Source organism: Mycobacterium sp. P4_H6 (assembly GCF_056400845.1).
The window spans coordinates 83,887-103,389 of sequence record NZ_JBFUKN010000012.1 but is presented as its reverse complement, the minus strand read 5'-3'; the positions used below and the strand labels follow the sequence as shown (position 1 = coordinate 103,389).

Here is a 19,503-nt window from a genome sequence, read left to right as displayed (position 1 = left end):
CCCGTCGTTCGCGCGGGCGGTTTCACGACGGGTACGCGAGTTTCGCCAAGGTGGGCGGCCGGATCTGTCGGACCTCCGGTCGAAACTGGGCGCATGCTGCTGGACCTGATCCTGCCGCTGGAGTGCGGCGGCTGCGGTGCGCCCTCGACGCGGTGGTGTCCGGCCTGCGCGGGGATGCTGGTCGCGGGCGCGGCCGAGCCACGCCTGGTGACACCGCGCCTGGACCCCGGGGTGCCGGTGCTGTCGCTGGGCCGGTACGCCGCCGCGCGCCGGCAGGCGATCGTCGCGGTCAAGGAACACGGCCGGGCCGATCTGATCGCGCCACTGGCCGGCGCCCTGCACACCGGCCTGGCCCGACTGCTGGACTGGGGACTGCTCGGCGCACCGCTGACGGTGGTGCCCGCCCCGACCCGGCGGATGGCCGCGCGCCGACGCGGCGGTGACCCGGTGACCCGGATGGCACTCGCGGCGACCGTGGATCTCCCCRGCATCACGGTGGTGCGTGCACTGCGGCTGACCGGTTTCGCCCGGGACTCCGTGGGGCTGTCCAGCGCGGACCGGCAACGCAATCTGGCGGGGCGGGTGCGGCTGACACGGCCGGTCACCGGACCGGCGGTGGTGGTCGACGACGTCGTCACCACCGGCGCGACCGCCTGTGAGTCGGTGCGCGCCCTGCAAACAGCGGGTGTGGACGTGCACGCGGTGCTGGCGCTGACCGATGCATGAAACGGCCGGGAAATCAGCCTGCTCTATTGCTGGCAGATGAAGACTTCAAAACAGGTCTGCGAAATTGGTGGCACAGTCAGGTGAACACGGACTACCGTCGGGTCCAACAACCCGTGTTTCTCACGGCGGCACCCGGTACGGGCGCCCGTGCGATACCGGGACTGCCTAGTGCGGTTGGAGGTGATTACTCGACACCTGACGCCGGCGGGCGCAGCGACATGCAACGTCCCGACGGCGTATTTGTGACGATCCGGGCACGTGATGCGCGTGCGACTTCCGACAGAAACGAGTTGTCAAGCATGTCAACGAATTCCGTGGAAACCAACAGCTCCACCATGGTCCTCGACGACCACGACCGATCGACCGATGCGCCGGTGCTCAACGCCGACGTCGTCGTCAAGGGACGCAACGTCGAGGTTCCCGACCACTTCCGGGTCTATGTCTCGGAGAAGTTGTCGCGGCTGGAGCGTTTCGACAGAACCATCTACCTGTTCGACGTCGAACTCGATCATGAGAAGAACCGGCGCCAGCGCAAGAACTGTCAACACGTCGAGATCACCGCACGCGGGCGCGGCCCGGTGGTGCGTGGCGAGGCGTGCGCAGACAGCTTCTACGCGGCCCTGGAGTCGGCGGCAAGCAAACTCGAAGCACGACTGCGCCGCAGCAAGGATCGTCGCAAGATCCACTACGGGGACAAGACACCCGTCTCGGTACACGAGGCCACCGCGGAGCTGGCAGCAGTCGACGAACCCGCACCGCACGACCCGTTCGCCGTCGAACCCGCCCACGAACCCGGGCGCATCGTGCGCACCAAGGACCATGAAGCCACGCCCATGAGCATCGACGACGCTCTCTACGAGATGGAACTCGTCGGGCACGACTTCTTCCTGTTCCACGACAAGGAGACCGACCGGCCGTCGGTGGTCTACCGCCGGCACGCCTACGACTACGGACTCATCCGGCTGGCCTGAGCCGCCGCCCATGCACGAGCCCTCGGCTGCGAAGCCGGGGGCTCGTCGCATGTCCTGGCGCGCCCGCAGCAGACTTTCAGGCAGCGATTTCGGCGGGTCGCCTACGATGGATTAGCGGCAGGTAGGTGTGCAGCGACCACGTTCGGTCCGTTGCGTCGACCCGCCGACACTATTCATCAACCCACAGGGGAAATAGCGTGCTCGATAAGTTGCTCCGTCTCGGTGAAGGCCGCATGGTCAAGCGGCTGAAGAAGGTGGCTGACTACGTCAACACCTTGTCCGACGATGTCGAGAAGCTGTCAGACGCCGAACTGCGCGCCAAGACCGACGAGTTCCGCAAGCGGGTCGACGGCGGCGAGGACCTCGACGACCTGCTGCCCGAGGCATTCGCGGTGGCCCGCGAGGCGGCCTGGCGGGTGCTCGGCCAGAAACCCTTCGACGTCCAGCTGATGGGCGGCGCGGCGCTGCACTTCGGCAATGTCGCCGAGATGAAGACCGGCGAGGGCAAGACCCTGACCGCCGTGCTGCCCGCCTACCTGAACGCCCTGTCCGGCAAGGGCGTGCACCTGGTCACCGTCAACGACTACCTGGCCAAACGCGACAGCGAGCAGATGGGCCGTATCCACCGGTTCCTGGGCCTGGAGGTCGGCGTCATCCTGTCCGGCCTGACCCCCGACGAGCGTCGCGTCGCCTACGCCGCCGACATCACCTACGGCACCAACAACGAATTCGGCTTCGACTACCTGCGCGACAACATGGCCCACTCCGTGCAGGAGATGGTGCAGCGCGGCCACAACTACGGCATCGTCGACGAGGTCGACTCGATCCTCATCGACGAGGCCCGTACCCCGCTGATCATCTCGGGCCCGGCCGACGGCGCCTCGCACTGGTACAGCGAGTTCGCCCGGCTGGCCCCGCTGATGGAGAAGGACGTCCATTACGAGGTGGACCTGCGCAAGCGCACCATCGGCGTGCACGAGCTGGGCGTGGAGTTCGTCGAGGATCAGCTCGGCATCGAGAACCTCTACGAGGCCGCCAACTCGCCGCTGGTCAGCTACCTGAACAACTGCCTCAAGGCCAAGGAACTCTTCCTGCGCGACAAGGACTACATCGTCCGCAACGGGGAGGTCGTCATCGTCGACGAGTTCACCGGCCGCGTGCTGGTGGGCCGGCGCTACAACGAGGGCATGCACCAGGCCATCGAGGCCAAGGAGCACGTCGAGATCAAGGCCGAGAACCAGACGCTGGCCACGATCACGCTGCAGAACTACTTCCGGCTCTACGAGAAGCTCGCCGGGATGACCGGTACCGCCCAGACCGAGGCCTCCGAGCTGCACGAGATCTACAAGCTCGGTGTGGTGTCCATCCCCACCAACCGGCCGATGATCCGCCAGGACCAGTCCGACCTGATCTACAAGACCGAGGAAGCCAAGTACATCGCGGTCGTCGACGACGTGGTGGAACGCTACGAGAAGGGCCAGCCGGTCCTGATCGGCACCACCTCGGTGGAGCGGTCGGAGTACCTGTCCCGCCAGTTCGCCAAGCGCAAGGTGCCGCACAACGTCCTCAACGCCAAGTACCACGAGTCCGAGGCCAACATCATCGCCGAGGCCGGGCGGCGCGGCGCCATCACCGTCGCCACCAACATGGCCGGCCGCGGTACCGACATCGTGCTCGGCGGCAACGTCGAGTTCCTCGCCGACCTGCGGCTCAAGGAGCAGGGTCTGGATCCGGTGGCGACGCCGGAAGAGTACGAAACCGCCTGGGAACCGACGGTCAGCAAGATCAAGGCCGAGGCCAAGGCGGAGGCCCAGGAGGTCATCGCCGCCGGCGGTCTGTACGTGCTGGGCACCGAGCGTCACGAGTCCCGGCGTATCGACAACCAGTTGCGCGGCCGCTCCGGCCGCCAGGGCGATCCGGGCGAGTCCCGCTTCTACCTGTCGCTGGGCGATGAATTGATGCGGCGTTTCAACGGCGCGACCCTGGAGACGCTGCTGACCCGGCTGAACCTGCCCGAGGATGTGCCGATCGAGGCCAAGATGGTCACCCGGGCCATCAAGAGCGCGCAGACCCAGGTCGAGCAGCAGAACTTCGAGGTCCGCAAGAACGTCCTGAAATACGACGAGGTGATGAACCGTCAGCGCACGGTGGTCTACAAAGAGCGCCGGATGATCCTCGAGGGCGAGAACCTGGCGCAGCAGGCCCACGACATGATGGTCGACGTCATCACCGCTTACGTGAACGGTGCGACGGCCGAGGGCTACTCCGAGGACTGGGACCTGGAGAAGCTGTGGGAGGCGCTCAAGACGCTGTACCCGGTCGGTATCGATCACAACGACCTGATCGACTCCGATGCCGTCGGTGAGCCGGGCGAACTGACCCGCGACGAGCTGCTCGACGCGCTGGTCAAGGACGCCGAGCGGGCCTACGCCGCCCGCGAGGAGCAGATCGACGCGATCGGCGGCGACGGTGCGATGCGCCAGCTGGAGCGCAACGTGCTGCTCAATGTGATCGATCGCAAGTGGCGTGAACATCTCTACGAGATGGACTACCTCAAGGAGGGCATCGGCCTGCGCGCGATGGCCCAGCGCGATCCGCTGGTCGAGTACCAGCGCGAGGGCTACGACATGTTCGTCGCGATGCTCGACGGCCTCAAGGAGGAGTCGGTCGGCTTCCTGTTCAACGTCGCAGTCGAGGCCGCGCCGCAGACGGCTCCGGTGGTCGCGCCCATGTCGCAGGGACTGGCCGAGTTCGCCGCCGCTGCAGCGCAGAAGGCCGAAAGCCAGGTGGCCACCAAGGAACGCCCGACGGGCGTGCAGGCCAAGGGCATCGGCGGCAGCGGCAAGCCCGCGCTGACGTACTCCGGTCCTGCCGAGGACGGATCCGCCGAGGTGAAGCGCTCCGGCGGAGCCGCCGCAGCCACCACCGGCGGGACCCGCAAGGAACGCCGCGAGGCGGCGCGCAAGGGCCGCAAGCGCTAGCCGATCTGTAGCGCCACCACCTGCCACCGTCCCGCGACGAGTTCGACGCGGGCGGCGATGGCCCGCACCCGAGGCCCGCGCGTATAGGTGGCGAACACCTCGGCGGCGTTCACCTCCCCGTCCGCCGGCGCACCGACGCTGCGCAGCCGGATCCGGCGCAGCACCGCCGCGCCGCCGGCCTGCGGGACCCGCGCCAGCGTTTGCGCCATGTCGATCAACGACGGTGCCAGCAAGCCGCGCAGCTGGGTCACCGGACGGCGCCGGTCCACCACCTCCAGCACGCGGCGCAGGGTGGCATCGGCGAACATCACCGCCGCGGGCGGCGCCGCAACCTCACCGACAACCGCGGGCAGTCGCGGCTGCCGGGGCGGGCGCGGGCGCAGGGTGGGTGGATGCGGCGCCGGGCGTCCGGCACCGCGCACCGGGGGCTCGCAGTCGATGATCGGCGATGTCACCGCGGGATGCGCGGCGGCGGCTACCTGGCGGATGGGGTTGCTGACATGTGACACGGGCTCTCCAGCGGGCACGGAAACGGACGGGACGGCTGCTGGAGAGGCACAGTCATATTGATGATCGCACGGCTGGACGGGGCTCCCGTGCACCCGTGATGCGCGCAGTGGACGATGGCGGATACGGTGACGGGGAATCCGCACCGGGTGAGGGGAGGACGCTGTCGCGATGGTGACGAGACTGTCGGCATCCGACTCGGCGTTCTACCGCTTGGAGAACAGTTCGACCCCCATGTACGTCGGGTCGCTGTCGATCGTGCGCAAGCCGCGCGGCGGGCTGAGCTACGAGTCGGTACTGGCCACCGTCGAACGGCGGTTGCCGCAAATTCCGCGCTACCGGCAGAAGGTTCGCGAGGTCAGCCTGGGGTTGGCCCGTCCGGTCTGGATCGACGACACCGAGTTCGACATCACCTATCACGTCCGGCGTTCGGCGCTGCCCTCGCCGGGAAGCGATGCGCAACTGCATGATCTGATCGCCCGGATCGGCTCCCGGCCGATGGACAAGTCCCGCCCGCTGTGGGAGATGTACATCGTCGAAGGCCTGACCCGCAACCGGATCGCCATCTACACCAAGTCGCATCAGGCACTCGTCAACGGCATGTCGGCACTGGAGATCGGGCACGTCATCGCCGACCGCACCCCGAAGGCGCCGGAATTCGGTGAGGACATCTGGATCCCCGCGCGCGAACCCAGCGATTCGCAGCTGTTCGTGGCCGCACTCGGGGAGTGGGTCACCCGGCCCACCGCGCAGGCCGCCGCGGTGCGCGCGTCGGTGCAGGAGATGGCCACCAACGCCGGCGCGCTCGTCGACGCCGGGCGCCGTATCGCGGACGTGGCGCGCACGGTGGCCCGCGGCACCGCGCCGAGCAGCCCGCTGAACGCCACGGTGTCCCGCAACCGCCGGTTCACGGTTGCTGCGCACCCGCTGGAGGATTACCGCGCGCTGCGGGCGCGCTACGAGTGCGATGTCAACGATGTGGTGCTGGCGGTGGTGGCCGGCGCGCTGCGCAACTGGCTGCTGTCGCGCGGCGAGCCGGTGACCGCGACGTCGACGGTCCGCGCGATGGCCCCGAACTCGGTGTATCCCGATGCCGAGATCGACTCGGCCGGGCCGGGTCAGGCCATCAGCGAGGTGTCGCCGTTCCTGGTCGATCTGCCGATCGGGGAGGGCAACGCGGTGGTGCGGCTGTCCCAGATCGCGCATGCCACCGAATCGCATTCCACCGCTGCAAGTTTGGTCGACGCCCGCACCATCGTGACGCTGTCCGGATTCGCGCCGCCGACCCTGCACGCCATGGGTATCCGGGTGGCGACCAGTTTCTCGGCCCGCCAGTTCAATTTGCTGATCACCAACGTCCCCGGCGCGCAGAAGCAGATGTACATTGCCGGGACCAAGCTGCTGGAGTCCTACGCGGTACCGCCGCTGCTGACCAACCAGGTGCTGGCGATAGCGGTGACCTCCTACAACGGCATGCTGTACTTCGGTATCAACGCCGATCGGGACGCCATGAGCGACGTGGATGTGTTGCCGGCATTGCTGCGCGAATCTCTGGACGAATTGCTGGAATCAACGCGCTGACGCCCGGCGCGGAAGTTGACTCGGTCCGCCGATCGCGATGTGATGGATCGACCATGTCTATTAATTCGCCTAGCGAAGAAGCCGATGTCAAGCCCGAGCTTGACGTCATACCGCACCCGATTCTCGACGTGCCGATCGACGAGGAGGCGCTGGCCAAAGAGGGCCGCCTGGACCTCGTGGTCTTCGGTGTCACGGCGGCCATCGCCGTCGGATTCCTGGTCTGGGGGTTCCTCGACACCGCGTCGCTGGCCTCCGCATCCGGTAACGCCCTCGGGTGGGTGATGTCCAACACCGGGTGGCTGTTCACCCTGATGGCGTCGGCGTTCGTGCTGTTCGTGCTGTGGATCGCGCTCGGTAAGTTCGGCAACATCCCGCTCGGCCGCGACGACGAGGAACCCGAGTTCCGCACGGTGTCCTGGATCGCCATGATGTTCAGCGCCGGTATGGGTATCGGTCTGATGTTCTTCGGTGTCTCCGAACCGCTTTCGCATCTGGTGTCACCCCCGCCGGGTACCGGCGCGGAGGGCAACCCCGAGGCCGTCCAGAAGGCAATGGCCACCACGCTGTACCACTGGACGCTGCACCCGTGGGCGATCTATGCGGTGGTCGGGCTGGCCATCGCCTACGGCGTGTACCGCAAGGGCCGGTTCCAGTTGATCAGCGCGGCGTTCGAGCCGCTGATCGGCGATCGCGCGCACGGCGGCTGGGGCAAGGTCATCGACATGCTGGCGATATTCGCCACGCTGTTCGGGTCGGCGGCGTCACTGGGCTTGGGCGCGTTGCAGATTCGCAGCGGCCTGCAGATCGTCGGCGGCATCGGCGAGGCCGGCAACGCGGTCCTGATCGGCATCATCGCGGTGCTCACCTGTGCGTTCGTGCTGTCCGCGGTCTCCGGTGTCGCGCGCGGCATCCAGTGGCTGTCCAACTTCAACATGGTGCTGGCCCTGCTGCTGGCGACGTTCGTATTCATCATCGGGCCAACGGTTTTCATCCTCAACCTGATTCCGACGTCGATCGGCAGCTACTTCCAGGACCTGGCGATGATGTCGGCCCGTACCGGTGCCGAAGGCGCCGAGACGGAGGCCTGGCTGGGTTCGTGGACCGTCTTCTACTGGGCCTGGTGGATCTCCTGGACGCCGTTCGTCGGCATGTTCATCGCGCGGATCTCGCGTGGGCGCACCATCAGGCAGTTCGTGACCGGGGTGCTGCTGGTGCCCAGCCTGGTGTCGCTGGTGTGGTTCTGCGTGTTCGGCGGCGCGGCGATGAAGGCTCAGCAGGAAGGGGCCGACCTGGCCGGTGAGGGCACTGTCGAGGGCCAGCTGTTCGGGTTGCTCGCCGAGTATCCGCTGGCCACCGTCTCGACCGTGGTGGTGATGTTGCTGGTCGCGGTGTTCTTCGTCTCCGGCGCCGACGCCGCGTCCATCGTGATGGGATCGCTGTCCGAACGCGGCACCATCGAGCCCCACAAGAAGACCGTCGTCTTCTGGGGTGTCGCCACCGGTGCCGTCGCCGCGGTCATGCTGCTGGTGGGTGGCTCCGACGCGCTGACCGGGCTGCAGACCATCACCATCGTGGCGGCGCTGCCGTTCGTGCTCGTGATGATCGGGCTGGCGGTGGCGTTGGTGAAGGACCTGCGCCAGGACCCGATGATGGTGCGCCGCCAGTACGCCGCGGCCGCGGTGAACTCGGCGGTGATCGCCGGTGTCACCGCGCACGGTGACGACTTCGTCATCTCGGTGGAGAAGGATCCCGACGCCGACCCGGACGCCGAGGACGCCGAGACGACCGTGGCTCCGAAGGAGCGCGCCGACGGCTAACCTCGCCTGGTGCGTGTCTACATACCGGCCACCCTGGCGATGCTGGCGCAGTTGGTGGCCGACGGGCTGATCCATGCCCGCAGCGGCACCGCGTTCGCGGTCACCCCGGCGCTGCGCGAGTCCTATGCCGAAGGCGATGACGACGAGCTGGCCGAGGTGGCCCTGCGTGAGGCCGCGCTGGCCTCGCTGCGCCTGCTGGCCGCCGAGGGGGAGTCGAGTCTGCCGCCCCGGCGTGCGGTGCTCGTCGTCGATGTCGCCGAGGCGACGGCCCGGCCCGATCTCGACGACGCGGTGGTGCGCCTGGCCGGTCCGGTGCCCGTGGCCGACGTCGTCGCCGCCTATGTGGACAACGCCGCGGCGGAGCCCGCGGTGCTGACCGCCGTCGGGGTGGTCGACGAAGCCGACCTCGGAGACGAGGATGCGGAGCTTGCTGTGGGTGACGCTCAGGACCACGACCTGGCTTGGTACGCCCCGCAGGAGTTGCCATTCCTGCTCGAGCTGCTGTGACGTAAGTCGCATCCAACCTGGGCATAAATTCACTACGCGTGCGTAAGTTACGGTACCGTAGGTTGCGTGGCCAAGAGTGAAATAAAGGTCTCGGCGAAAGTTGCCGACACCGTCCGCCCCACCATCGCGGGGGCCGATCGTCACCGCGGTTGGCATGCGMTGCGCACCATCGCCGGCCGCATCACGACGCCGCTGCTGCCGGATGACTACCTCAAGCTCGCCAACCCGCTGTGGTCGGCACGCGAACTGCGTGGCCGGGTCATCGAGGTGCGCCGCGAGACCGAGGACTCGGCGACGCTGGTCATCAAGCCGGGCTGGGGCTTCTCGCTGGACTACGAGCCCGGCCAGTACGTCGGTATCGGCCTGCTGGTCGACGGCCGCTGGCGCTGGCGTTCCTATTCGCTGACCTCGACCCCGCTGCGCGGCGGTCAGGACAAGCGCGGTGCACGCACCATCACCATCACCGTGAAGGCCATGCCGGAAGGCTTCCTGTCCACCCACCTGGTCGGTGGCGTGGAGCCCGGCACGATCGTGCGGCTGGCCGCACCGCAGGGCAACTTCGTCATGCCCGACCCGGCGCCGGCTTCGGTGCTGTTCCTGACCGCGGGGTCGGGCATCACCCCGGTCATGTCGATGCTGCGCACCCTGCAGCGCCACGACCAGATCACCGACATCGTGCACGTGCACTCCGCGCCCACTGAGTCCGACGTGATGTTCGCCGACGAGCTCAAGCAACTGCACGACGCGCACCCGGGCTACCGGATGGAACTGCGCACCACGCGCACCCAGGGCAGGCTGGATTTGTCCCGCCTGGACGAGGTGGTGCCCGACTGGCGTGACCGCCAGGCCTGGGCGTGCGGCCCGGAGGCCATGCTCAACGACGCCGAGAGGGTCTGGACCGAGGCGGGTCTGCCCACGCATCTGCACCTGGAGCGTTTCGCGGTCACCCGCGCCGCACCGCACGGCACCGGCGGCACCGTCACCTTCGAGCGCAGCGGCAAGAGCGTGACGGCCGACGCCGCGACATCGCTGATGGAAGCCGGCGAGGGCGCGGGCATCCAGATGCCGTTCGGCTGCCGGATGGGTATCTGCCAGTCGTGTGTGGTGGGTCTGGTCGAGGGCCATGTGCGTGACCTGCGGACCGGCGTCGAACACGAACCGGGGACCAGGGTGCAGACCTGCATCTCCGCGGCATCCGGCGACTGCAAGCTGGACGCATAGACTTTACTGGCAGGTAACCTACGGTTGCGTAGGTTACGGTATCGTAGGAACGGAAGGAGGGCCGATAAGTGGCTATTACCGACGTACCGGCGTTCACGCATCTCACCGATGCGGACATCGAAACGCTGGGTGCTGAGCTCGACGCGATCCGTCAGGACATCGAAGATTCGCGGGGCGCCAACGATGCGCGCTACATCCGCCGGACGATCGCGGGTCAGCGTGCGCTGGAGATCGCAGGCCGCCTGCTCCTTGCCGGAAGCTCGAACCGGGCCGCCTGGTGGGCGGGGGCGTCGACCCTGGGCGTGGCCAAGATCATCGAGAACATGGAGATCAGCCACAACGTCATGCACGGTCAGTGGGATTGGATGAACGATCCCGAGATCCACTCCTCGACCTGGGAGTGGGATACCACCGGGGCATCGAAGCACTGGCGTTTCACCCACAACTTCATGCACCACAAGTACACCAACATTCTTGGCATGGACGACGATGTGGGCTACGGCGTCATCCGGGTTACCCGCGACGCGCGGTGGAAGCCGATGAACCTGGGAAACCTGTTCTACAACACCATGCTCGCGGTGCTGTTCGAGTGGGGTATCGGTCTGCAGCACCTGGAGCTCGGCAAGATCTTCATGGGCCGCGACGACCGCAAGGCGACGATGGTCCGGGTCAAAGAGTTCGGTGTGAAGGCCGGCCACCAGGTGGCCAAGGACTACGTGCTGTGGCCCGCGCTGACCTCGCTGTCGCCGGGAGCAACCTACAAGTCCACGCTGAAGGCCAACGTCGTGGCCAACATCATCCGCAACATCTGGACCAACGCGATCATCTTCTGCGGCCATTTCCCGGACGGCGCAGAGAAATTCACCAAGACCGACATGGTCGGCGAAAGCCGCGGCCAGTGGTACCTGCGCCAGATGCTGGGCAGCGCCAACATCAGTGGCGGCCGGGTGCTGGRCTTCATGAGCGGCAACCTGTCCTACCAGATCGAGCACCACCTGTTCCCGGACCTGCCGAGCAACCGGTACCGAGACATCTCGATCAAGGTGCGCGCGCTGTGCGACAAGTACGACCTGCCCTACACCACGGGGCCGTTCCTCGTGCAGTACGGCAAGAGTTGGCGCACCATCGCCAAGCTGTCGCTGCCGGACAAGTTCCTCACCGACACCCGCGACAACGCGCCGGAGACCCGCAGCGAGCGGATGTTCGACGAGTTGGAAGGTTTCGGTGTCACCGATCCCGCCACCGGTAAGCGCCGCGGTCTGAAGACCGCGATCGCCACCGTGCGGGGCTGGCGGCAGGGCAAGATCGCCGCATAAATTATCTACCCTTACCGCGAGCGTGCGTGTCTGTTCCAGATATGCCGCTCGCGGTTCGGCGTTTACGCACCCTCGCGATCAATAACCGGCCTCGTTGAGGGTGGCGAGCAGCAGCCGGGCCGCGGCGACACGTCCCGCGGCGGGCCCGGTCAACGTGTCCAGCGCGCATTCCGGATCGGCCGGCGGGCCCAGATGCCCACAGCCGCGCGGACATTCGTCGACGGCCTCGGCCAGGTCGGAGAAGGCCTGCACCACGTCATCGGCGCTCACATGAGCCAGGCCGAACGACCGGATGCCCGGCGTGTCGATCACCCAGCCGGATTCCAGCAGCGGTAACGCCACCGACTGGCTCGACGTGTGCTTGCCCTTGCCGACTCCGGACACGTCCCCGGTGGCCCGTTCCGCTGCGGGCACAAGACGATTCACCAGGGTGGACTTACCCACCCCGGAATGCCCCAGCAGCACGGTCACTTTCCCGGTCAGCAACGGCGCCACCACGTCGAGCGGGTCGTCGCGCCCGGCCGTCACCACCTGGAGATCCAGGTCGGCGAACTGCGCCGCGAACGGTTCCGGGTCGGCCAGATCGGATTTCGTCAGGCACAGGATCGGTGCCAGCCCACCGGTGTACGCGGCGATCAGCGCTCGCTCCACGAACCCGGTGCGCGGCGGCGGATCGGCCAGCGCCACCACGATCAACAGTTGATCGGCGTTGGCCACCACCACCCGCTCGGCGGGGTCGGTGTCATCGGCGGTGCGGCGCAACACCGTTCGGCGCTCGCCGCGGCGCACGATGCGGGCCAGGGTGTCCGGCTTGCCGGACAGGTCACCGACGATGCTCACCTCGTCGCCGACGACGATGGGGGTGCGGCCCAGCTCCCGGGCACGCATCGCCGTCACATGGCGTTCCGGGTCGCCGCCCAGCGCGCAGCCCCACCGGCCGCGGTCCACGGTGACGACCATCGCCTCGGCCGCGTCGGCATGGTCGGGCCGGGTCTTGGTGCGCGGACGCGACCCCTTGCCCGGGCGGACCCGGACATCGGACTCGTCGTACTCGCGAGATTTCAAATCGTGCCCAGCATGTCGGTCCACATCCCCGGGAAGTCGGGCAGTGTCTTGGACGTCGTCGCTATGTCCTCGACTTCCACACCGGCGACCCGCAGCCCCACGATCGCGCCGGCGGTGGCCATCCGGTGATCGGCGTAGGACCGCCACACCCCGGCGTGCAACGGTGTCGCGGTGATCTGCAGACCGTCCGGCGTCTCCACGCAGTGCCCGCCCAGCCCGTTGATCTCGGCGCTCAGCGCCGCCAGCCGATCGGTCTCGTGACCGCGCAGGTGGGCGATACCGCGCAGCGTGGACACCGAACCGGCAGTGGCGAGCGCGGCCAGCGCGGCGACCGCCGGGGCCAGCTCGCCGATATCGTGCAGGTCGATGTCGATGCCGCCGTAACTCGGTGCGCCCTGCACCTGCAGGTACGAATCGGTGTGCTCGGCAACGATATTCACCCGGGACAGCAGATCCAGGATCGCCCCTGAGGGCTGGATGCTGTTCGCGGGCCAGCGGCTGATCCGCACGGTGCCCGCGGTGACGGCGGCGGCCGCCAGGAACGGCACCGCGTTGGACAGGTCGGGTTCGATGTCCCAGTGCCGGGCGGCGACAACGCCCGGGGCGACCCGCCAGCGGTTGGGCGTGCCGTCGTCGACGGTGACACCGGCACTGCGCAGCATCGACACCGTCATCGCGACGTGCGGCGCCGACGGCACCGACTCGCCGGTGTGCACGACGCTCAGGCCGTCACGGAAGGTGGTCCCGGCCAACAACAGTCCCGAGACGAACTGCGATGACGCCGACGCGTCGATGCGGACCTCACCGCCGGGCACCGAACCGTCACCGCGCACCTCGAACGGCAACCCGTCGCCGTCGATGCGGACCCCGAGGCCGCGCAGCGCGTCGAGCAGCGGGGCGATCGGGCGGGCCCGGGCCTGCTCGTCGCCGTCGAAGACGACGGTCCCGGTGCTCAGCGCGGCGACGGCGGGCAGGAACCGCAGCACGGTGCCGGCCAGCCCGCAGTCGATGCGGGTGCCCGCGGCCGGGGAGATGGCGCCGCCGGCGGTCAACTCGGTGCCGTCACCGGTCACGCTCACCCCGAGCGCCCGGACCGCATCGATCATCAGGTCGGTGTCGCGGCTGCGCAATGCGCCGCTGATGGTGGTCGTCCCCTGGGTGGTGGCCAGCGCGGCCAGCACCAGAGCGCGGTTGGTCAGCGATTTCGACCCGGGTACCGCCACCGTGGCGTTCACGGGTCCGGTCGTCGTGGGTGCCGGCCAGTTGTTCACGGCCTCTATCCTGCCTGGTATGTGTGGGCGATTTGCGGTGACCACCGACCCGGCGTTGTTGGCGGAGAAGATCAAGGCGCTCGACGAGACCGTCGAGGCGGTCAAGGACGGCGGACCCAACTTCAACGTGGCCCCGACCACGACCATCAGCACCGTGGTCAGACGGCACGATCATTCCTCCCCGTCGCTTCGCTCGCCTCAGGGCGAACCCGATGGCGAGGCGACCCGCCGGCTACGTTCGATGCGCTGGGGCCTGATTCCGCCCTGGGTCAAGACCGGCGAGGACGGCGGCCCCGACACCAAGAAGGGCCCGCTGCTGATCAACGCGCGCTCCGAGACGCTGACCACCTCACCGGCGTTCCGAGGGTCGGCCAAGAGCAAGCGGTGCCTGGTCCCGATGGACGGCTGGTACGAGTGGAAGCCCCACCCCGCCGGGGACGGCAAGAAGGCGTCCAAGACGCCGTTCTACATGTTCGCCGCCGACGGCGAGCCGCTGTTCATGGCGGGGCTGTGGTCCACCTGGCGGCCCAAGGACTCCGACAAGGACGTGCCGCCGCTGGTGAGCTGCACCATCATCACCACCGACTCGGCCGCGCAGCTCTCCGATATCCACGACCGGATGCCACTGACCATCAGCGCGCCGGACTGGGACCGTTGGCTGGATCCCGATGCCCCGATCGACGAGGGCCTGTTGCGCGGGCACGGCGATCTGGACCGCATCGAGATCCGGGAGGTGTCGCGGTTGGTGAACAGCGTCCGCAACAACGGCCCGGAACTGATCGAGGCTGTCGAGCCCGAAGCGGGACTGTTTTGACCCTCGGCCCGGTGGTGCTCGACGCCCTGGGCGCCGATCTGCGGGCGGCCGGTTACACCGTGGACGGTGTCGCCGAACTACTCGGCGCCGACGTGCACGCCGCTCTGGGCCGGGGTGTGTGGTGGCCGGCGTTGCGGGCGACCGGGACGGACCCGTTGTCGACGCTGGTGCGGCTGTTCCTGCTCGGCGCCGAGGTGCCCAGGGGGCATCTGCACGAGGTCTTCACCCGGGTACCGCTGGACGCGTTGGTGGCCGGTGGCGTGCTGGAGGTGGCCGACGGCACCGTGCGGGCGGCACTGGACATCCGCCCGCATTCCGACGGCGCCCGCGACTTCCTGGTCGTCTCCGATCAGGACGCCGCCCTGCGCGGCGCACCGCTGCGGCGCGACCACGTGCTCGGGATCGGCGGCGCCTCGATGTCGCTGGCCCGCGCCGTCATCCGCACGCCGGTGCGCCGCGCCCTGGATCTGGGCACCGGCTGCGGAATTCAGGCCCTGCACCTGGACGGGCACTGCGACGAGATCGTCGGCACCGATACCAACGAGCGGGCGCTGAAGCTGGCCGCGGCCACCGCACGCCTCAACGGGATGTCCTGGGATCTACGGTCCGGCAGTCTGTTCGAGCCGGTGGCGGGGGAGCGTTTCGACCTCATCGTGTCCAACCCGCCGTTCGTGATCGGCTCCGGTGTCAGCGACTACATCTACCGCGATTCCGGTGTGGCCGGGGACGGTTTGTGTCGCAGTCTGATCGAACAGGTCGGTGACTACCTCAACCCCGGTGGCACGGCTCAGATCATGGCGAACTGGATTGTCCGCGAGGGTGATTGGCGCGACCGTGTGCGGGACTGGCTGGCGGACACCGGCCTGCACGCCTGGGTGGTGCAGCGCGAGCTGGCCGACCCGGTGAGTTACGTGTCGTTGTGGCTGGCCGATGCCGGGGAGAGCCCGGACCAGACGGCGCGGCGCGGCGGTGCCTGGCTGGACTGGTTCGCCGAACAGGGCATCACCGGGATCGGCATGGGCCTGATCTCGCTGCGGAGGCCCCGCGACGGCGAGGCGCCCGAGCAGATCCTCGAAGAGATCACCGGTGCAGACGAACTCGTCACCGGCACCGAGGTGGAGGCCTTCTTCGCCCGCCGCGACTACCTACGCGACACCGGCGACGAGGCCCTGCTGGCGGCACGGTTGTCCACGGCGCCGGTCTTTTTGGAGCAGCAGTTCCTGCCGGGGCCCGAGGGCTGGCAGCAGGTCGGCGCCGCGGTGCGGCGACCGGGTGGGCCCGGCGCGGTGATTGGTGTCGACGAGGTGCTCAGCGCACTGCTGGCGGGCTGCCGCGGGGAAGTGCCGTTGGGCACCCTCATCGCCCTGCTCGCCGCGCACCACGGCGTGGACGCCGACGCGCTCGCCGAGGCGGCGCTGCCCGAGGTCCGCGACGCGATCGGTCGCGGGATCCTCCATCAGGCGCAGTGATCAGCGGCGCCGCGCCGCCACCACCGCATAGGACGCGTCGAAGGTGACTCCGTCGGCGGTGGCGTAACGCTCGAACGCCGCGGTGAACGCCTCGGTCAGTCGCACGCAGGTTTCCTCGTCGGAGCGGGTGAACAGGTCCACGTGCATCGGGGACTCATCGGTGACGAACACGACGGCGTCCTGCACCGAGCCGAATTCCCACGCGTGCTTGCCGTTTTCGATGAAGATCTCGTCGAAATCATCGCTCAGCCGGGTGGTGACGATATCGGGTTCGCCCCACTGATCGGGGCTGTACTGCGCGGCCGGCGGCGTACCCAGCACATCGATGATCGGGTTGAAGAACGGATTGTCGGTGTCGCGCACCCAGGTGGAGAACCCGAGAAAGCCACCCGGGCGCAGCAGCCGCGCGATCTCGGCGACCTGGCTGACCGGTTCCACGAAGATGATGCCCATGTTGGACACCACCGCATCGAAACCCGCGTCGGGCAACCCGGTGGCCGAAGCGTCCGCGGCGACCCACTGCACCGCGTCGCCGCCGGCCTTGTCGGCGGCGATGGCCAGCAGCTCGGGGGTCAGGTCCACACCGGTCACCTGCGCGCCCGCCGCGACCGCGGCCAGCGCGGCGTTACCGGTACCGCAGGCCAGATCGGCGACGACGGCACCGTCGAGCGGGCGCAACCGGTCCACGGTCTCGATCAGCTGGGCGGAGATGGGAGCGATGCGTTGGGCGACGGCCTCATACCGTCCCGCAGACCAGATTGACACCCGGCCAGCCTATGCCACGATGACGGAGTGGCCGGTCTTTCCGTCGTCGCACCACCGCTGCCGCGGCCGGTGCTGGTCGGCCAGTTCTGGGGTGATCTGACCTTCCTGCATTGGCCGGTACGCCCGGATGCCGTGGCGCACCTGTTTCCGGAGGGGACACGTCCGGACGTCTTCGACGACGGTTTCACCTACGTCGGGCTCATCCCGTTCGTCATGCGCCGCACCGCACTGGGGGACCGGGTGCCGCTGCCGTATTTCGGCGCCTTCGCCGAGACCAACGTCCGGTTGTACTCGGTGGATGACGCCGGGCGGCATGGCGTGCTGTTCCGCTCGCTGGAGACCCAGCGGCTGGCTGTGGTGCCGCTGACGCGGATCGGGCTGGGGGTGCCCTACACATGGGCCAAGATGCGGGTGACCCGCACCGGTGACCGGATCAGCTACGCGAGCGTGCGACGTTGGCCGCGAAGGGGATTGCGCAGCACGCTGAACGTGACCATCGGTGCGCCGCTGCAGCCGACGCCGCTGCAGGTGTGGCTGACCGCGCGGTGGGGTGCGCACACCCGCAAGGCGGGGCGCACCTGGTGGGTGCCCAACGACCATCCCGAGTGGCCGCTGTACGAGGCCGAGATCGACCATCTGCGTGACGATCTGGTCGTTGCGAGCGGTGCCGGGCCGGCCGGTGCCCGACTGCCGGCGATGTTCTCACCCGGGGTGGCGGCCCGGTTCGGTAAGCCCGTGCCGGTGCGCTAGGAGTTCTCCAGCAGTTCCAGCACGGCCGGGGTCACCTCGTCGGCGCCGGCCGCGAACTCGTCGTGCTTTTCGATGAACTTCGCCACGAACGGGCATACCGGCACGATGCGCAGGCCGGCGTTCGACGTCTCGGTCAGGGCGGTCTGGATCAGCTTGCTGGCCAGTCCCTTTCCGCCGAACTTCTCGCCGATCTCGGTGTGGTGGAAGATGCGCTGCCGGTCGTGGTCGACGTATTCGGCGAAGCCGGCGATCTCGTCGCCCTCATAGATCTCGAAGCGGTTCAGCGCCGGTGCGTTCCTGACGATGTCGGTCATGGTGTCCTCACGGCCCGGTGTAGCCGGGCGGGTTGGGGGTGTCCACCCACAGGTCGACACCGAGCTCGGAGCCGGGCACACAGTCGTACACCGACAGGTCGGTGACCCCGGCGTCGAGCAGCACGTCCTCGCACAGCAGGCTCTGGCCGGTGTATTCACGCGCCGGACGGGTGAACACGGCGTAGGCGGCATCGGCGTACACGTCGGGCTTGCGGGCCCGGCCCATCGCCTCGTCGCCGCCGAGCAGGTTCTGCACCGCCGCGGTGGCCACCAGGGTCCGCGGCCACAGCGTGTTGGAGGCGATCCCGGCCTCGCGCATCTCCTCGGCGATGCCGAGCGCGCACAACGTCATCCCGAACTTGGCCATCATGTAGGCGGTCGGCGTGAGCCATTCGGACTCCAGCCTGATCGGCGGGGACAGCGTGAGGATGTGCGGGTTGGTGCGACCCTTCATGTGCGGGATACAGGCCTGCGAGACGGCGTACGTGCCGCGGATCTGGATCCCGTTCATCAGGTCGAAGCGCTTGAGGGGCACCTCCTCGATCGAGCCCAGGTTGATGGCCGAGKCGTTGTTCACGCACAGGTCGATACCGCCGAATTGAGCCACGGCTTGATCTACTGCGGAGGCCACCGAGTCACCGTCACGCACATCACCGACGATGGGGAGCGCCTGACCGCCGGCGTCCTCGATCTCCTTGGCCGCGGTGTAGACGGTGCCTTCCAGCTTGGGGTGCGGTTCTGCCGTCTTGGCCAGCAGCGCGATATTGGCGCCGTCGGCGGCCACCCGCTTGGCGATGGCCAGACCGATGCCCCGGCTGGCCCCGGAGATGAACATGGTCTTTCCTGACAGCGGAGCTTCACCCATGGCCCAACCTTAGATCGCCCGGATATCTGCCACGACGCCTTCGGTGAGCCGGACGAGGTCACCGGGCGCCAGCGCGACATCCCAGCCACGCTTGCCCGCGCTGCACAGCACCCGGTCCCATTCCAGCGCCGAGGAGTCGATCACCGTCGGCAGCGCGCGGCGCTGGCCCAGCGGAGAGATGCCGCCGAGCACATAGCCGGTGGACCGTTCGGCCGCGGCCCGGTCGGCCATGGCGGCCTTCGGCACGCCGAGGGCGGCGGCCGCGGCCTTCAGCGACAGTTTCGAGGGCACCGGCAGCACCGCCACCGCCAGCCCGTGCGGGACGGCCAGCACCAGCGTCTTGAAGATCTGTGCGGGGGCGAGGCCATGTGCCGCGGCCAGTTCGGCGACCGCCTCGTCGCCGAAGGACGCGGCGCGCGGGTCGTGCTGGTAGCGCAGGATCTCGTGGTCCGCGCCGTCGACGAGCAGCGCGGCGATCGCGGGGGTCGCTGCTCCTGCCACCCGGCCAGACTAGTGCGGGAATGCAGACCCACCGGGCCGCCGTTGTTGCTTGCATCGACGGA

18 protein-coding genes are annotated in these 19,503 nt (G+C 68.3%); 11 read left to right on the top strand and 7 right to left on the bottom strand.

The annotated features are described in order from the left end of the window. The first annotated feature begins 96 nt into the window (after positions 1–96). The 3 genes from AC1DTF_RS07545 to secA all read left to right on the top strand — a co-directional run bounded on the left by AC1DTF_RS07545 (position 97) and on the right by secA (position 4,678). Positions 97–726 (top strand): ComF family protein, encoded by a 630-nt coding sequence (locus tag AC1DTF_RS07545; RefSeq protein ID WP_477473625.1) that lies wholly within the window; start codon positions 97–99, stop codon positions 724–726. Between the two features lie 335 nt (positions 727–1,061). Continuing rightward, positions 1,062–1,697 carry a ribosome hibernation-promoting factor, HPF/YfiA family gene (hpf, locus tag AC1DTF_RS07540; RefSeq protein ID WP_200962132.1) on the top strand — a complete coding sequence of 212 codons (636 nt, stop codon included), beginning with the start codon at positions 1,062–1,064 and terminating at the stop codon, positions 1,695–1,697. Between the two features lie 197 nt (positions 1,698–1,894). After that, positions 1,895–4,678: a preprotein translocase subunit SecA gene (gene secA, locus AC1DTF_RS07535; protein ID WP_057167172.1), complete on the top strand. Its 2,784-nt coding sequence runs from the start codon at positions 1,895–1,897 to the stop codon at positions 4,676–4,678. Here secA and AC1DTF_RS07530 read toward each other — a convergent pair. Next, complete coding sequence (locus AC1DTF_RS07530) at positions 4,675–5,187, bottom strand: Rv3235 family protein (RefSeq protein ID WP_477473621.1); 513 nt, start codon at positions 5,185–5,187, stop codon at positions 4,675–4,677. The two genes, secA and AC1DTF_RS07530, sit on opposite strands and share 4 nt — an antisense overlap. Before the next feature lie 169 nt (positions 5,188–5,356). Between AC1DTF_RS07530 and AC1DTF_RS07525 the strand changes: the two genes are divergently transcribed. From AC1DTF_RS07525 to AC1DTF_RS07505, 5 genes are all read left to right on the top strand, one after another. Then, a complete protein-coding gene (locus AC1DTF_RS07525) occupies positions 5,357–6,766 on the top strand; it encodes a WS/DGAT/MGAT family O-acyltransferase (RefSeq protein ID WP_477473620.1) in 1,410 nt (469 codons plus the stop codon). A gap of 53 nt (positions 6,767–6,819) precedes the next feature. Beyond that, positions 6,820–8,583, top strand: a complete 1,764-nt coding sequence (locus tag AC1DTF_RS07520; RefSeq protein ID WP_477473619.1) for a BCCT family transporter — start codon at positions 6,820–6,822, stop codon at positions 8,581–8,583. A 6-nt stretch (positions 8,584–8,589) separates the two neighbouring features. Beyond that, positions 8,590–9,090, top strand: coding sequence for a DUF6912 family protein (locus AC1DTF_RS07515; RefSeq protein ID WP_200962131.1), 501 nt, complete (start codon positions 8,590–8,592; stop codon positions 9,088–9,090). 66 nt (positions 9,091–9,156) lie between these two features. After that, positions 9,157–10,311, top strand: coding sequence for a ferredoxin reductase (locus AC1DTF_RS07510; protein WP_477473618.1), 1,155 nt, complete (start codon positions 9,157–9,159; stop codon positions 10,309–10,311). A gap of 68 nt (positions 10,312–10,379) precedes the next feature. Continuing rightward, positions 10,380–11,627, top strand: coding sequence for a fatty acid desaturase family protein (locus tag AC1DTF_RS07505; protein WP_477473617.1), 1,248 nt, complete (start codon positions 10,380–10,382; stop codon positions 11,625–11,627). 78 nt (positions 11,628–11,705) lie between these two features. Here AC1DTF_RS07505 and rsgA read toward each other — a convergent pair whose 3' ends face one another. Together rsgA and aroA are read right to left on the bottom strand one after the other, a co-directional pair. Then, on the bottom strand, positions 11,706–12,692 hold the full coding sequence (rsgA, locus tag AC1DTF_RS07500) for a ribosome small subunit-dependent GTPase A (RefSeq protein ID WP_057167165.1): 987 nt from the start codon (positions 12,690–12,692) through the stop codon (positions 11,706–11,708). Continuing rightward, the gene (gene aroA, locus AC1DTF_RS07495) at positions 12,689–13,972 is read right to left on the bottom strand and encodes a 3-phosphoshikimate 1-carboxyvinyltransferase (RefSeq protein ID WP_477473624.1); all 1,284 of its coding nucleotides are present in this window, start codon (positions 13,970–13,972) and stop codon (positions 12,689–12,691) included. Before aroA ends, rsgA begins: the two co-directional genes overlap by 4 nt. A gap of 10 nt (positions 13,973–13,982) precedes the next feature. On the opposite strand from aroA, the gene AC1DTF_RS07490 reads away from it, so the two are divergent. Both AC1DTF_RS07490 and AC1DTF_RS07485 read left to right on the top strand, forming a co-directional pair. Beyond that, entirely contained in the window at positions 13,983–14,777 is a 795-nt protein-coding gene (locus tag AC1DTF_RS07490; protein WP_057167253.1) for an SOS response-associated peptidase, read from the top strand. A gap of 11 nt (positions 14,778–14,788) precedes the next feature. After that, the gene (locus tag AC1DTF_RS07485; RefSeq protein WP_477473616.1) at positions 14,789–16,246 is read left to right on the top strand and encodes a DUF7782 domain-containing protein; all 1,458 of its coding nucleotides are present in this window, start codon (positions 14,789–14,791) and stop codon (positions 16,244–16,246) included. Here AC1DTF_RS07485 and AC1DTF_RS07480 read toward each other — a convergent pair whose 3' ends face one another. Next, positions 16,247–17,011 (bottom strand): class I SAM-dependent methyltransferase, encoded by a 765-nt coding sequence (locus AC1DTF_RS07480; RefSeq protein WP_057167163.1) that lies wholly within the window; start codon positions 17,009–17,011, stop codon positions 16,247–16,249. It abuts the gene before it with no gap. 27 nt (positions 17,012–17,038) lie between these two features. Between AC1DTF_RS07480 and AC1DTF_RS07475 the strand changes: the two genes are divergently transcribed. After that, on the top strand, positions 17,039–17,761 hold the full coding sequence (locus AC1DTF_RS07475; protein ID WP_477473615.1) for a YqjF family protein: 723 nt from the start codon (positions 17,039–17,041) through the stop codon (positions 17,759–17,761). Here AC1DTF_RS07475 and AC1DTF_RS07470 read toward each other — a convergent pair. From AC1DTF_RS07470 to AC1DTF_RS07460, 3 genes are read right to left on the bottom strand one after another with little or no spacing between them, the layout of a single operon-like run. Next, the gene (locus AC1DTF_RS07470) at positions 17,758–18,075 is read right to left on the bottom strand and encodes a GNAT family N-acetyltransferase (RefSeq protein WP_057166704.1); all 318 of its coding nucleotides are present in this window, start codon (positions 18,073–18,075) and stop codon (positions 17,758–17,760) included. The genes AC1DTF_RS07475 and AC1DTF_RS07470 overlap by 4 nt on opposite strands. A gap of 7 nt (positions 18,076–18,082) precedes the next feature. Beyond that, positions 18,083–18,940, bottom strand: coding sequence for an SDR family oxidoreductase (locus tag AC1DTF_RS07465; protein WP_477473614.1), 858 nt, complete (start codon positions 18,938–18,940; stop codon positions 18,083–18,085). Between the two features lie 9 nt (positions 18,941–18,949). Further along, the gene (locus tag AC1DTF_RS07460; RefSeq protein WP_057166706.1) at positions 18,950–19,441 is read right to left on the bottom strand and encodes a YbaK/EbsC family protein; all 492 of its coding nucleotides are present in this window, start codon (positions 19,439–19,441) and stop codon (positions 18,950–18,952) included. Between the last annotated feature and the right edge of the window lie 62 nt (positions 19,442–19,503).